Raw genomic sequence first — 14324 nt, forward strand, 5'->3', positions numbered from 1 at the left:
GACCTCCACCGCTCTCGCTCTACGGTATCACAGGTCCGACCCGGGCCGGGGGCAACGCTCGGCCCCTAGCGCTCGCTGAGCGCGTCGCGGATCGCGTCCGGGAACTGGTCCAGGTCGAAGGCCAGCCCGTAGAGGAAGCGGAAGTCGCGCGGAACGCGGTCGCCCTTGCCGTCCGCCGTGAGCCTGAGCTTGCCGCGGTAGCTCGTGCCGTCGAAGAGGAGCGCCTCGACGGCGCCTTGGTCGAGCGAGCGCAGAGGCACCACGACCGCGCGCCCGCCGGCATGATCCTCGTGGATCAGCAAGGGGCCCTTGCCGGAGACGAGCGTGCGTAGCTGCTCCCGGTCGTTCTCCACCTGGTAGCGGTCCCCGATGCTGAGCGTGTCGTCGTAGTCACCGAGGGAGATGGGCTCCCCGGCCTTCCGCACCGACGCCACGACGGAGCGGAAGTAGCCGAGCACATCCTTGCTCCGCAGGAAGCGGACCGCCAGGTCCCGGTGCTGCTTGCGCCAGCGCGCGTAGTGCGACCGAATCGCCTTCGCGTCGCGACCGGCGTTGAGCGCCAGGTCCGTGACGCGAGCCAGCTCGGCCACGAGACCCCAGTCGGTGCCGCGTTGGAAACGATCGTTGACCTCCTTGGCGCTCGGACCGGGCTGCTTCTTCGTGCCGCCCAGCCGCGCCTGCGCCTCCGGCAGGTCGTCGGCGTAGATCTCCTTGAACACGCGGAGGCGCCCCGCCAGCCGGGGGTCCGCCTTGGCCTGGGCCTTGAGCTCCTTCCAGGCCTCCGCGTTGCGGGCGAAGATGCTCAGGCGCTCGTACTGCACGCCGTCGTAGCGGCCCCCGATGAGGAGCTCGTTCGCGTCTCCGACGACCTCGAAGCCGTTCCCCCGCCCCTTGCTGATCCGCACTCCCGTGCGCCGCCCGTCGGCGTCCTGGACTTTCTCGAGGCGCGTCCCGTCGGCGAGCACCCGCGGCCCGTCGGCGACGAGGGCCACGAGCTGCGGCAAGCGCTCGAGGAGCTTCCACCGCTCGATCGCCCCGTGGTGCGCCCGCTTGCGCACCATGGGCAGCGAGCGCTCGAAGAAGAGGTAGTGCTCCGTCGATCCCTCGGGGAAGGCGGTCTCGAGCGCGGCGTCGTAGTACCGGCTGGACCGCGCCCTGTCGCGAGCCTTGCGCCATACGTAGCGCGCACCCGCGGGCAGCGACTTCGCCGCGACGCGGGTGACCCACTTCTTGCCGCCCGCCGCCTGCGCGAGGCGCTCGGTCGTATCGGCCCGGTACGCCTCGAGGAGCTCACCGCGGCCGACCTCGCCCCCCTCGGGGCGAAGTCGCCGGTAGGTCGCCTGCACGTCGGCGGGCAGCGTGGCGAGCTCCTCGGCGGTCACGGTCTCTTTGCCCGACGGGAGGTGCAGCTCGGCCCGGACGTAGGCCTGCGCCAGGCCCACCGGCACTCGCACGGGGCGGCGGCGGGTGGTCATCGGGGTCAGCCCCCACAGCGGGCCGCCAGCGGGACGCAGGGTGACGGGCGCGCCGTTTCTTCCCGGCGCGAGCGGCACCTCGACCACGCCTTCTCGGCGGGACGCGCGCGGCCTCGGCTCGGCGGCCTGCGCCGCGGCCCCGGCCAGCGTGGCCATCACGGCGGCAACGATCCCTGCCCAACTCAGCTGTCCCCGACGTGACCACATGGCGGCCTCCTGCGGCTGGCCAACTGCACCGCTTGTGCCACGGCAAACGTTCATCATCACTGCTAGTTGTGTAATTCGTGGGCCATCGAGATCCGCATACCGGGCTGGCTTGCGGGGTCGCCATCGCCCACAAGACACCCCTCCCGTCGCCCGCCTTGCACCCACCGGGAGCGGCCAGTACCATGCCGCCCCAGGAGAAGAGACATGCCGCCCAAGCTGAAGATCGAAGTCATCCACGCCGCATCGCACCCGGACAAGCTGAACGAGGAGTGGATCGAGCTGCACAACGAGGGGGACGCCCCGTTCAACGGCGAGGGCTGCTCCATTACCGTAGCGCGCGGCAACGGCCGCCCCCGCGTGGTCACGACGATGAAGGCGGGCCTCATCATCAAGCCGCAGGAGCGGGTGCGCATCGTCACCGGCAGCTCGGGCAAGAAGACCCACGGCGAGGCCCCGGGGGGCGACGTGCGAAACTTCCACCTGTTCCTGAAGGCGCCCTACGTGGAGAGCAGCGACGTGACCGTGCGCGTCGTGAACCGGCAGCTCGAGATCTGCAAGGCCAGCTCGGCGACTGAAGCCGCTTCAGCCGGTTGAAGGTCGTTCGAGGGGGAGGCTCGGCGGAGACGCCGTAGCCGTGAGAGAGGGGCCCCGGACCGAGGCCCCTCGAACCAGCGTCTCTAGCAGCCGCTGCCTTGCGAGAAGCTGTACCCGCCGACGGTGCCGCACATCGAGTAGGCGCCCGCGCCGCTGTACTTGATCGTCAGGTCGTAGGTCGCCGTGCCGCTGACCGCGCCGGTGACCGAGACGTCGCCCACGTACTTCACGGTCCCGTTCGGGGGCGCGAGGCTCGCGAGGTCATAGGAGAGCTTCAGCGTCCCGTCGAGGGTGATCTGCTGCGCCTGGTCCTTCCAGCCCTTGAAGGTGAAGTCGATGTCCCACTTCCAGGAGTTCGTGGTCCGGCTCCCGCTGCCCTTCACGTCGACCGAGCCGCCGGCCGGGCTGTTCACCGTACCGTTGATGGTGAAGCTGCTCTGCGTACCGGAGACCAGACCGCCCGAGGGGGTGTCGGACTTGAGCGTCATGACCTGCGACATGACCTGGCCCTGCACGGTGCCGGCCGCGGTCATGGCCGCGCCCATGGCCTTGCTCGCGCCGGCTTGATCGAGCGAACCGCCGCTGCCGCCGCACGCGGCGAGGAAAAGACCGAGCGAGAGAAATCCAACACGCTTCATGTTCATCACGTCTCTTACTCCTAGGCTTAGGGTTGAACCCTCTTTTGGTACACGCGGCGGGAGGGGTCGGGCAAGGTTTTTGTCGCCTCGGCGCGGCAGATCCCGACGCGCGAGTTGATCGCGCGCACACTCTCCCACCCGCGCCACGCGCGCCGACGGAGAGCGCGCCTCGCTCACCGGCTAACTGTCCTCGTCGGGGTGTGGCGGCGTCGCGCCTGCGAAGTGGAGCAGCACCGCCTCTGCCGCACGCGCCGTGATCCCCGGCACCGCCAGGAGCTCCTCGCGGCTCGCCGCGCGCACGCGCTTCACGCTGCCGAGGGTGCGCAGGAGCTGTCGCCGCCGCTCGGGACCTATCCCCGGGATGTCGTCGAGCTCCGAATGCAGCGCGCGACGTCTCCGCCGGTGCTTGTGATAGGTGATCGCAAAGCGGTGGGCCTCGTCGCGGATACGCGAGAGCAGAAAGAGCTCCGCCGTGTTGGCCCGCAGCCGGATCGGGTCCTTGACCCCGGCGAGGAAGACCCGGTCCGGACGGTCGGGCTCCCCGCGCGGACCGGCCGAGGAGCCCGCCCCCTCGGACGCCTCGGGGCTCTCCTCCGTCGCCCGCTCCTTGGCCAGCGCCACGAGGTCGGGGAGCGTGACCTCCGGCGGGAAGGAGGCGTCGCGAAAGGCGGCCTGCGCGACGGAGAGCTGCCCCTTGCCTCCGTCCACGACAACGAGCTCCGGCAGCGCCCAGCCGGCGTCACCCTGCCGCGCGCGTCGCAGCCGACGCGCGAGCACCTCGTAGAGCGCGGCGAAGTCGTCCTTCGCCCCACGCACGGCGAAGTGACGGTAGCTCTTCGGCTCGGGGACGCCGTCCTGCAGCACCACGAGCGACGCCACCACCTCCTGCCCCTGGAGCTGCGAGACGTCGTAACACTCCACCCGCCGCGGAAGGCGCGCGAGCTGGAGCCGCTGCTGGAGCTTCGCGAGCGCGGCCTCGAGGTCCGCGTTCCGCTCCCGCCGGCTGTGGAAGTTGCTCGCGGCGTTGCGCTGCGCGAGCTCCAGGAGCCGCCGCTTGTCGCCGCGCTGCGGGACGAGGATCTCCACCTTCGCCCCGCGGAGCTCCTCGAGCCACTGCGCCTTCGCCGGCGCGTCCTCGAGCGCGACCGGCACCAGCACCTGCTCGGGCACCGCCTCTCCGCGATCGTAGTAGAGGTTCACGAACGAGCTCAGCAGCTCCTCGTCGGGGAACTCCTGCCCCGAGAAGGAGAAGGGCTGCCGCCCGACGAGCCGGCCGCGCCGCAGGTTCAGCACGACGAAGTCCACCGCCGTCCCCTCGCGGTGGAAGCCGAACACGTCCTGGTCGCGGAGCTCGGTCCCCACCGCCTGCTGGCCGACCAGGCTGCGACGGATCGCCTCGAGCTGGTCGCGCAGGCGCGCCGCGACCTCGAAGTGCAGCTCGGCGGCGGCCGCGCGCATCCGCGCCTCGAGCGCGGCGAGGAGCTCGTCTCCGCGCCCCTTGAGGAAGAGGCTCACGTCCTCCACCTGCTCGGCGTACTCGGTCGGGTCGACCTCGAGGACGCACGGCGCGGGGCAGCGGCCGATCTGGTACTGCAGGCAGGGTCGCGTGCGGCTCTCCATCACGCGGTCCGTGCAGGTGCGCAGGCGGAAGTACCGATTCACCACGCGCAACGTCTCGCGGCACGCCGAGGCCGAGTGGAAGGGCCCGAAGTAGCGCGCCCCGTCGGAGGCCATGCGCCGCGTGACCTCGAGCCGCGGGAAGCGGGCCCGCGGGTCGATCCGCAGCACCAGGTAGCTCTTGTCGTCGCGCAACATGACGTTGAAGCGCGGCCGGTGCCGCTTGATCAGGTTGTTCTCGAGGAGCAGGGCCTCCTTCTCGTTGCGCGTGACGATCGTCTCGACGTCTCCGAGGAGTCGATCGAGGAGCGCCACGAAGGCCCGGCTGTCCCCCGACCGCGTGAAGTAGGAGCGCACGCGACTGTGCAGGTTCTTGGCCTTCCCCACGTAGAGGATGACCCCCTGGCGGTCCTTGAGCAGGTAGACCCCCGGCTCCCGAGGCAGCCGCTCGAGGATCGCGCGGCGCTCGTCATCGAGGGTTTCCAGCGCCGAGGGGAGGTCGCGGGGACGCGCCATCGAGGGGAGTGTAGCGCACGCCGTACGTGCTAGGATGCGGCCATGTGGCGCTCCTGGCCGGTCTTCGTGGTCGCGATGGCGCTCGGCGGCTTCTCCTCGGCCCGCGCGCAGGAAGCGCCGGAGCCCGACATCCCGCCCCCTCCCGATGCACCCGGCGCCCGGGCCAAGCCCGCGCCCCCTTCGGCCGCACCTCGTGTCGCACCTCGCGTCGCGCCCCCCGTGGCGTCGACCAAATCCGCCGCACCTCCGCGCGTATCTCCCGCGCCTTCGACGGCCCCCGCGCCGGGCGACGCCTCCCCATCGGTACGCTGGCTCGCGGGCGCGAATCGCCGGCCCAACTACGTCTACCTGCAAGGGGGCGGCACCGGCCTCTTCTACGGCGTGGGCTACGAGCGCACGATCCTCGGCCACCTGGGTCTGGGCGCGAGCTTCTCGGCCCTGCCGAGCGTTTCCCTGGGACAGCCGGGGGCGGCGATCCTCTTCATCGCCCCGCACGTCACGGGACAGGTGGGGGTCGAAGCCTTCGGGATCCTCCACTCCGCGGTGCTGCAGGCCGGCCCCGAGATCGTCGTCTTCGCCGCCAGCGAGACCTTCGCCAAGACCTTTGGCCTTCTCGGCACGGACAAGACCACCGTCGGCTTTCACTGGTCCGTGGGCTACGAGCTCCGCTGGGCCGTGACGGTGCGCGCGCTCTTCACCTCGTTCTACATCAGCGGGAGCTACCAGCCCTGGTTCACCCTCTCTCTCGGCTGGGCCTTCTGACCCGCCTCGTGCGGCACGCGTGATCGGGACCCTCGAAAAGACCGCGCTGCTCCGCGGCGTCCTCTTCTTCGCTTCGCTCGAGGAGGAGCAGCTTCGCGCGGTCGCGCAGCTCGCCGAGCCGCTGCACGTCGAGGCCGAAACGACGGTCTTCGCGCAGGGGGACCCCGGAGAGCACCTGTTCGTCGTCGTGGCGGGGCGGCTGCGCGTGCTCGTGGACGGCCGATCCACGGCGGAGCTCGGCGAGAAGGAGATCTTCGGCGAGCTCGCGCTGCTCGACCACCAACCGCGCACGGCGACGGTCGTGGCCCTGACCTCGGTGGACCTGCTCCGCCTGAGCCACGACGCCTTCGAGGAGCTCCTCGACGAGCACCCCAATCTGGCCGCGGCGCTCATCCCCGCGGTGCTACGCTACGTGCGCCGGAGCTGACGCGCGGTTCCGGCTCTGCCTTCAGCGTGGCGTCGTCGGGGTTGACGGCGTCGCCGGGGCGAGGAAGACCTCCGCCCCGCGCAGCGCTCCGGGGAGCAGGCGCCCCGTGAGCGGATCCCCGAAGCCGCGCAGCCGCTTCTCGACCACCCACACCGCGACCGGCGCGTCGCGATCCACGGCCGCCACGGGGATCATCGGCAGGTCCTCGAGCAGCCGGCGCTCGAGCCGCCGGTAGAGTCTCACGCGCTCGTCGGCGTTCAGCTCCCAGGCCACGCGCTCGACGAGCGCGGAGACGGCCGGGTTCTCGTAGCCGAACTGCCGGAAGGCCGCGCCGAACATCCCGAGCAGGAAGAAGGGGTCCCACCCGACCAGGCTGCCGCTCAGATGACCGAACAGGGCGTCGAAGGTGGGCCGCTTCAACGAGTCCTCCACCATCTGCGTGGACAGCTCGACCAGCCGCACCTTGAAGCCGACGGCGCCCAGCTCGCGCTTCAGCTCGAGCGCGAGCTCGTCCAAGCGCTCGACCCCGATCGCGAGCTCCGGCAGGCCGCGCCCCCCGGGGTGCCCCGCTGCCGCTAGGAGCGCCGCCGCACGCTCGTGGGAAGAGGCGAGCTCGGGGAGCTCCGGGTCGTAGCCGAGGAGGTGGGGCTGGAGGATCCGGCCGCTCGGCGAGGCGCGTACGGGGCAGAGCTTCGCCAGGCGGTCGCGGGCGAGGGCGTAGGAGACCGCGCGACGCACCGCGGGCCGGTCGAGCGCACCGCCCTTGCGGTGATAGACGACGAGCCCGTAGAGCCCCGCCACCCGCTGGTGTCCCTCGGCCACCACACTCGCCCCGACGTGCGAGAAGCGCGCCTTGAGGGCCGGGCTGGTCTTCGGCTGGTCGAGCAGCGTGGCCGCGTGCCCCCGCTCGAGCGGCAGGAGCTGCAGCTCTCCCCGGGCGAGCTGCGCGAAGGCCTCGAGGGGGTCGGGACGGTAGACGTACTCCACCCCGTCGAGGTAGGGGAGCCTCTCGCCGTGCGCGTCCCGCCGCCAGTACTCGGCGAAGCGGTCGAGGCGCACCGTCCCCCCTTTCTGGCGCACGAAGCGAAAGGGCCCCGTCCCCACGGGGTGCTTCAGGTTGCGCAGGTCCTCGCACCCTTCGAGCTCCCGGGGCACAAGCCGCACGCCGGTCAGGAGCTCGGCGGCGTAGGGCAACGCTCGCTCGAGTGCGATGACGACGCTCCGCGGCCCCGCTTCGCGCAGCCCCGCGAGGTGCGCGCTCCGGCGGTCGCGAAAGGCCGCCGCCCCGAGCGCGGGCAGGTCCGCCATGCGGTGGCGCATGGCGACCTCGATCGAGTAGCGCAGGTCGGCGGCGGTCGCCTCGCGGCCACGCCCGCCGGCGAAGCAGGGGTGGTCGTGAAAGCGCAGCCCGGCGCGAAGCGTCAGCGCGAGGGCGCGTCCGCCCTCCGACTCCTCGAGCCGCTCGAGCGGACCCGGCGCCTCTCCCTCTCGCTGGGCCGTCAGCCGCTCGGAGAGGAGCGCCATCACCTCGCGGCTCGGCTTGCCGACGATCGCGAAGAGGTCGAAGGTGCCGAGCTGCTCGGCGTAGGCCACGCGAAGGACGCCTCCGCGCGCCGGGCGTAACAGGTTCGCCTCCCGCGACGCGCTCCTCTCGGTGATCGGGCGCGCGGGTCCCCGCCTGCCGCGGAGCCAGAGAAACCCTCCCGCCGCCAGCGCGAGGGCCACGAGCAGCGCCGCTCCCGCCCAGAACACGGAGCGCCGACCTCCCCGAGGCGCGTGGGCGTCGCCGGCCACCGTCGGCTCCTTCGGCCCGCCGGTAACCGTCGGGCCGACCTGATAGAGGTGCAGCGCGTAGGGAAGGTTCTTGAGCTCCCGCGGGCCCAGGCTCGTCACGGGCCGCGTCAGCTTGCCTCGGACCTGGCTGTAGACCTCCTGGGTCAGGCAGATACCTCCGGGCTCGGCGAGCGGCTCGACGCGGGCCGCGATGTTCACGCCGTCGCCGTAGACGTGACCCTCGTCGACGAGGATGTCCCCGAGGTGGATGCCGATGCGCAGCAGGAGCTCGTCCCCGGGAGCCCGCTCCGCGTTGCGCGCCGCGAGCTCGTCCTGCAGCTCGACCGCGCACGCGACGGCGTCCACGGCCGAATCGAAGAGCACCATGAAGGCGTCCCCCGCCGTGTCGTGCTCTCGCCCACCGTGCCGGGCCAGCGCCCGACGCACGATCTCGCGGTGCTCCTTCACCGACGCCACCGTCGCCGCCTCGTCGCGCGCCATCATGCGCGAGAAGCCCGCGATGTCGGTGAACACGATCGCCTTGAGCTCGCGATGACCGGCCATGACCGGCGGACCTTAGCCCGACCGGCCGGCACGGGGTAGTGGCCTCGGGCGGGCGGAGGTGGTACGCCTGCCCGCGATGCGGCGTCGCCTCTCCGAGCTCCTCGGCGTGCTCCCCGAGGAGGGAACCCTGGCCGCCGTCGCCACCACCTTCGCCGCGCTCACGCTGCTCCTCGGGGTGGTCCTCCGAAGCACGCACACGGCGCTGCTCCTCGGCGCCGTGCGGCCCACCGCTCTCGGCTCGTTCTACGTCGCGACGGGCCTCGCGCTGATGCTCGTCTCGCTGCTCTACGCGCGCAGCTCCCCGGCGCACCGCGGCCGCATCGACGCGCTGCTGCTCCTCGGCGCGGCGGGGGCACTGCTCCTCGGACGCGTGGGCCTGCTGCTCGTGCCGCACGCCGCCATGGCCTTCGCGGTCAGCGGACTGGCCTTGCTCGTAGCCCAGTTCAGCATGCTGCTCTGTTTCTCTGCCGTCCTCGAGCCGCTCGACAGCCGGCAGGTGCGCCGGCTCCTCCCCCTCGTGGGCGCCGCATCCACCGTCGGCAGCCTCGCGGGTGGCGGGCTCGTCAGCGTGCTCCTCCTCTGGCTCCCGAATGACGACCTGCTCTGGGTGGCCGCCGCCCTGCTCGCCCTGGCCGCCCTCTTCCCGCCCCTGCTCGCGCGTCACGGCAGCGCGGTCGCTCATGAGGGGAAGCCGGTCGAGGCCACGCCCTGGCGCACCGGGATGATCGATGGGCTCTCCACGCTCGTGCACCATCGGCACCTCGGGCGCATCGCCCTCCTCACGGTGCTCGTGACCGGCGTGGCGCTGCTCGTCGACTTCTCCTTCAAGGTCAGCCTCCAGGCGCGCTACGACAAGCAGGCCCTGGCCCACTTCGTCGGGCGGTACTACCTGCTCTCGAACGCGGCCCTGCTCCCCGTCCAGCTCTTCATCGTGCGCTGGCTGACCCAGCGCCTGCGTCACGGGCCTCTCCACCTGCTCACCCCGCTCGCGCTCGCCGCGGCCGCGACGCTGGCCGCCGTTCTCGGTCTGCTCGGCCAGCCGTCGCTCTGGGCCTTCGTCGCCCTGCGCGGGCTGGCCGACCTGCTCGTTCCCACGATCCTGAGCCAGGCGCGGGACGCCTCCTACGCGGTCGTGCCCCCTGCCTCCCGACGCCGCGCCAACGTGCTCGTGAAGGGCGTGCTCCGACCTGGCGCCACCCTCGGCGCGGCGCTCTGCATCGCCGGACTCGCGCACCTGCCGCTCTGGGCCACCTCCGCGGCGATCCTGCTCCTGTGTCTCCTCTGGCTCCCCGTCGCGCGCTCCCTGGGCCGCTCCTATCTCGACGAGCTGAAGGGAGCGCTCAAGCGGCGTCAGCTCGACCCCGAACCGGCCGACGACCCCGTGCTCGACCGCGATGGCCGGCGCTTCTTCGTCGAGCAGCTCCGCCAGGAGGAGCCGACGGCGGCCTCCTTCGCGCTGGAGGTGCTCGCGCGGGGAGCCCCCGAGCTCGCGCACGCCGAGGCGGAGAGGCTCCTCACACGTCCCGAGGCGGAGTTCGTGCGCATCGGCGCGAGACACCTCGCCACCCACTCTCCTCACGACGCCGAACGGCTGGCTCCGCTGCTCTCCCATCCCGACGCGGGGGTTCGCGCCGAAGCCGCCGCCGGTGTGACCGACGGGGCCTCCGCCCGCCTCGCCGCCGACGGAGCGCGGGTCCTGGCAACGCTCGCCCGAGAGCGCGATCCGGTTGCTCGACGTGCGGCGAGCGTAGCCCTCGCTCGCCTCTCGAGCGCCTCGAGCGCGGCGTTGCTCGTCGAGCTGTGCGGCGACCCGGACCCCCTCGTGTTGCGCGAGGCCCTCCTCGCGGCCGGCGCGCGGCGGCTCGAGGAGGCGATCCCCGCCCTGCACGCCGCCCTCGACCACCCCCACCTGGCCTCCGAGGCTGCTACGGCGCTCCTCGCCTTCGACGACCGTTTCGCGGCCGAGCTCGCCCGACGCGCCGCCGGCCCCCTCGCCACCGCCCTTTCCGTCGTCGGAGCGCTCGGACGCGCGCCCGGTGCGGTGCCGGCCTCGGCGCTCGCCCACGCCCTCGCCACGACCGACTCCCCCACGCTCCTCGACCGCCTGCTCCGCGCGCTGCACGAACGCGCCCGCCGCGGGGAGGCGCCACCTCGTGACGTCGTGACGTCGCGCCTCGGGCGCGAATGCGACCGCGCGCTGCTCCTCACCCAGGCCCAGACCTCTTGCGCCGACGACGAACGAGGCCGCGTGCTCCGCTTCGAGCTCGACCACCAGCTCGAGGGCTGTCGGAGACGGATCCTGCTCCTGCTCGCCCTCCGCGGCGAACGGCAGACGCTGCTCCGCGTGGAGCGCAGCTATCGCAGCGGCGAGCCCCACCTTCGCGCGGCCGCCCTCGAGACTCTGGAGGCGCTTCTGCCTCCCGCCGACCGCGAGGTGTTCCTGTCGCTCCTCGAGGAGAACGACCCCGCCCGTCGACTCGACCGCGCGCTCGACGCGCTCGACCGGCGGCCCCTGCCGCAAGACGCCCTGGACGACGCGCTCGACGCGACGGCGGGCCCCTGGCTCTCCTCTCTCCTCGCCTCGGCTCGAGAGAGCCACGCCCCGGCCGGCGACCACGCGAGCGACGTGCCGTGGTCTCGCCTCGATCAGCTGGCCGGTGTCCCGCTCCTCTCGCAGCTCTCGGGCCCGGCCCTCGCTGCCGTGGCGCAGATCGCCGAGGACGCGCGCTTCCCCGAGGGCGCGGTGGTCTGCCGCGAGGGCGAGGCGGGGGACTGCCTCTTTCTGCTCCTGCGTGGGCGCGCGGCGGTTCACGTCCGCTCCTCGTTCGTCTGCGAGCTCGGTCCTGGCGAGCTCTTCGGCGAGATCGCGCTGCTCGACGGCTCACCCCGCACGGCCACGGTGATCGCCCGCGAGGAGCTGGGAGCCCTCCGCATCCGGCGCCAGGCCTTTCAGGAGCTGCTCGTCGCGGAGCCGCTCGTGGCCCGCGGGGTCCTGTCCGGTCTCGTGAGGTACCTGCGCCAGCGCGCGAGCCGCCCTGCCCCACCACACCGCGGGGCCCTCATCAACTTGCCGCCACGCCCCCAAGAGCCGCGTTGAACTCCCGGACCGCTCGTCCAACGTCCGGGGCGAGCAGAATGCCGCGACTCACGGCCACGCCGTGGGCCCCGAGCGACCGCAGCTCCGCCGTCTGCTCGGGGCTCACGCCGCCGATCGCGTAGACCGGCACCGGGCAGCGCCGGCAGAGCTCGCGCACGAGCCAGGGCCCAGCGCCAGGGTGGCCGGGCTTGCTCCTCGACGGAAAGATCGTGCCGAGCTCCAGGTAGTGCGTCCCCGCGGCCAGGGCCTGCGCCGCCTCCTCGAGGGTGTGCACCGACCGCCCGACCAGACCGATCCCCGAGGCGTCCGCGCCGAGGAGGCGCATCGGCAGGTGGACCCCTACGCCGAGCTTGCGCGCGAGGGTCGGCCGGCCGTTGAGCGTGACGAGGAGCTCGGGGGCCTTCGCGCACAGCTCGCCGACCAGCGCCGCGACGTGGTGCTCCGCCAGCTCCGGCTCGCGGAACTGCACGAACCGGAGCCCCGCTGCCGCCGCCTCGAGCACCGTGTCCATCAGGTCCACCTCGGGGCAGAGGCGCTGATCGGCCACGAGCAGAAGCCGAGGGAGCAGGGTCTCGAGCGACGACATGGACCGGAGGACCTCCGACGACGCGCCTGCCTCTGACTATGCAGCCGTTGGCAGCGCCGTCAATGGCTCGTCCCTCGTCACGGTCTCGCGCCGCGCGCTAGTACCCGGCGCGCGTCCTTGCCCACGCAAGGCTGCGCGGCCAGGTACGAGACGAGCACCTGCACCGCCGGGTGCTCCGCGTGCGCCTCGAGCGTCGCCACCGCCGCCCTGCGCTCGGGACAGCGGCGCGCTGTCGAGAGGGCCCACAGTCGCCGGCTCACCTCGTCGCGCGGTCGGCCTCGACGCTCCGCCTCCTGCCGGAGCGCTGCCCGCAGGCGATCGTCGCGAATCGCCGCCGCGGCCACGAGGAGCGCCTGACCCACCTGCTTCGCCTCGTGGCGCTTGAAGATCGCGCGCGCGCGGACCTGCGTCGCCGGCCGCAGGGCGAAGGCCACCGCCACCAGGTGGTCGAGCTCCAGACGCCGCTCGGGAGCCAGACGCAGGCCGCGCTCCACCAGGCGCAGCCCGTCGGCCGCCCACTGCGCGCGCAGGAAGAGCTCCCCCACGAACAGATGCGCCGCGGCGTCCTGGGGATGGGCCTGCAGGTAGCTGAGAAACGCCTTTCCCGCGCGCCGTCGCCCCGCCGCCCCCTGGCTCCAGAGCCGGCGTCCCACCACCAGCTCCGAGGCCAGCTCGGGGGCGCGGGGCGTTCGCCTCGGCGGCGTCGTGGTCGTCGAGCGAGCCCGCTCCCCTCCTCGCGCCGGGTCGGTCGTTCCTCCCCTGTCGGAAAGACCTCCGTCGGGCGCTCCGCGGTCCGGTTCGCCGACCTTCGCATCGGGCGCCGCCACCGCAACCGTGCCCACCCCGCCCGGTCGCGCCACCTGCACCGGTCGCCGCAGGTGCAGGTAGAGCGCACCGCCGAGCACGACCCCCACCGCGACCAGGCCGAGCGGAAACCACGCCGCACGCACGCCGCCCCTGTGCGGGGACGGCACCCCCGACGGCTCCGCCCGCGCTCCAGACGACGACGACGGCACCCGCTGCTCCGTCGGCCGAACCGAGGAGGGCGTTCCCGGCGGAGCTCCTCCCGCGCGCGGGGGCCGTTCCTCGGCGAGCTCGTCGGGGAGGGGCAGGATCGCCTGGAGCGCCTCGCGAAAGGCCTCCGCCGAGGGATACCGATCCTGCGGGCGCTTGCTCAGGGCTCGCAGCAGGATCACCTCGAGCGCGGGCGGCAGCGTCGGCCGTAGCTCGCGCGGCGGCGGAGGATGCTCGCTCCGATGCTGGTCCAGGTAGTCGAGCGCCGTCGGCCCGAGGAAGGGCCGCCGCCCGCAGCAGAGCTCGTAGAGCATCACCCCGACGGAGTAGAGGTCCGCCGTGGCCTCCACCGGCGCCGCGCCGCTCAGCAGGACCTGCTCGGGCGCCATGTAGGCCGGCGTGCCGATCACGATCCCCTTGCTCGTGAGCGCGGTGGTTCCGCCCCCCGAGGCCCATCCGGCGCGAAACGCGGCCAGCCCGAAGTCGAGGATCTTGGGCATCAGACCCGCGCGCACCGCGGGGCTCGGCACGAGCATCACGTTCTCCGGCTTCAGGTCGCGATGGACGATCCCCTGCGCGTGCGCGTGCTTCAGTCCGGTCAGCACGTGGCTCATCACGTCGATCGCCTGGGCCAGCGGCATGCCGGCCTTCCGCGTATAGCTCGCGAGCGCGCGCCCCTCGACGAGCTCCATCACGATGTAGGGCCCCTCTGCGGTGTGCCCGAAGTCCGTGACCGAGACGCAGCAGGGATGGTGCAGCCGCGAGAGCGCCCGCGCCTCGCGCTCGAAGCGGGCCACGAACTGCGGCTGAGCGATCAGGTTGCGGTGGAGCACCTTGATCGCGAAGGGCTTGCCCATCTTGACGTGATGGGCGCGGTAGACCTCGCCGAGCCCGCCGGAGCCGATCCGCTCCTCGAGCGCGTAGCGGTCGTCGAGGACGACTCCGGCGAGGTTACCGCGCTCCTCCGGCGTCGCCAGGCTGACCCCGTCGTGGGGGCAGTGCGTGACCTCCTCGGGTAGGTTCTCGCCGCATTCGGCGCAGACGCGCATGCTGT

Annotated in this window: 10 protein-coding genes; 4 read left to right on the top strand and 6 right to left on the bottom strand. The window is 72.7% G+C overall.

Going from position 1 to position 14324, the window contains the following annotated elements:
* Nucleotides 1–65: 65 nt before the first annotated feature.
* On the bottom strand, nt 66–1682 hold the full coding sequence (locus IT371_03725) for a hypothetical protein (GenBank protein ID MCC6746741.1): 1617 nt from the start codon (nt 1680–1682) through the stop codon (nt 66–68).
* A gap of 204 nt (nt 1683–1886) precedes the next feature.
* On the opposite strand from IT371_03725, the gene IT371_03730 reads away from it, so the two are divergent.
* Nucleotides 1887–2276: a hypothetical protein gene (locus IT371_03730; GenBank protein ID MCC6746742.1), complete on the top strand. Its 390-nt coding sequence runs from the start codon at nt 1887–1889 to the stop codon at nt 2274–2276.
* 83 nt (nt 2277–2359) lie between these two features.
* Here IT371_03730 and IT371_03735 read toward each other — a convergent pair whose 3' ends face one another.
* Nucleotides 2360–2920 (bottom strand): hypothetical protein, encoded by a 561-nt coding sequence (locus tag IT371_03735; protein ID MCC6746743.1) that lies wholly within the window; start codon nt 2918–2920, stop codon nt 2360–2362.
* Nucleotides 2921–3094: 174 nt separating this feature from the next.
* The gene (gene uvrC, locus IT371_03740; GenBank protein MCC6746744.1) at nt 3095–5047 is read right to left on the bottom strand and encodes an excinuclease ABC subunit UvrC; all 1953 of its coding nucleotides are present in this window, start codon (nt 5045–5047) and stop codon (nt 3095–3097) included.
* A gap of 42 nt (nt 5048–5089) precedes the next feature.
* Here uvrC and IT371_03745 point away from each other — a divergent pair, with 42 nt between their 5' ends.
* Both IT371_03745 and IT371_03750 read left to right on the top strand, forming a co-directional pair.
* The gene (locus IT371_03745) at nt 5090–5809 is read left to right on the top strand and encodes a hypothetical protein (GenBank protein ID MCC6746745.1); all 720 of its coding nucleotides are present in this window, start codon (nt 5090–5092) and stop codon (nt 5807–5809) included.
* 19 nt (nt 5810–5828) lie between these two features.
* Complete coding sequence (locus IT371_03750) at nt 5829–6236, top strand: cyclic nucleotide-binding domain-containing protein (protein MCC6746746.1); 408 nt, start codon at nt 5829–5831, stop codon at nt 6234–6236.
* A gap of 21 nt (nt 6237–6257) precedes the next feature.
* On the opposite strand, the gene IT371_03755 is transcribed toward IT371_03750, so the two are convergent.
* Nucleotides 6258–8573, bottom strand: a complete 2316-nt coding sequence (locus IT371_03755) for a hypothetical protein (GenBank protein MCC6746747.1) — start codon at nt 8571–8573, stop codon at nt 6258–6260.
* A gap of 76 nt (nt 8574–8649) precedes the next feature.
* Here IT371_03755 and IT371_03760 point away from each other — a divergent pair, with 76 nt between their 5' ends.
* A complete protein-coding gene (locus tag IT371_03760) occupies nt 8650–11670 on the top strand; it encodes a cyclic nucleotide-binding domain-containing protein (protein MCC6746748.1) in 3021 nt (1006 codons plus the stop codon).
* On the opposite strand, the gene IT371_03765 is transcribed toward IT371_03760, so the two are convergent.
* Nucleotides 11636–12256 carry a thiamine phosphate synthase gene (locus tag IT371_03765; GenBank protein MCC6746749.1) on the bottom strand — a complete coding sequence of 207 codons (621 nt, stop codon included), beginning with the start codon at nt 12254–12256 and terminating at the stop codon, nt 11636–11638. The two genes, IT371_03760 and IT371_03765, sit on opposite strands and share 35 nt — an antisense overlap.
* Before the next feature lie 77 nt (nt 12257–12333).
* A complete protein-coding gene (locus IT371_03770; protein ID MCC6746750.1) occupies nt 12334–14319 on the bottom strand; it encodes a protein kinase in 1986 nt (661 codons plus the stop codon).
* Nucleotides 14320–14324 lie beyond the last annotated feature (5 nt).

It is taken from the genome of Deltaproteobacteria bacterium (assembly GCA_020848905.1).
GTDB lineage: Bacteria > Myxococcota_A > Polyangia.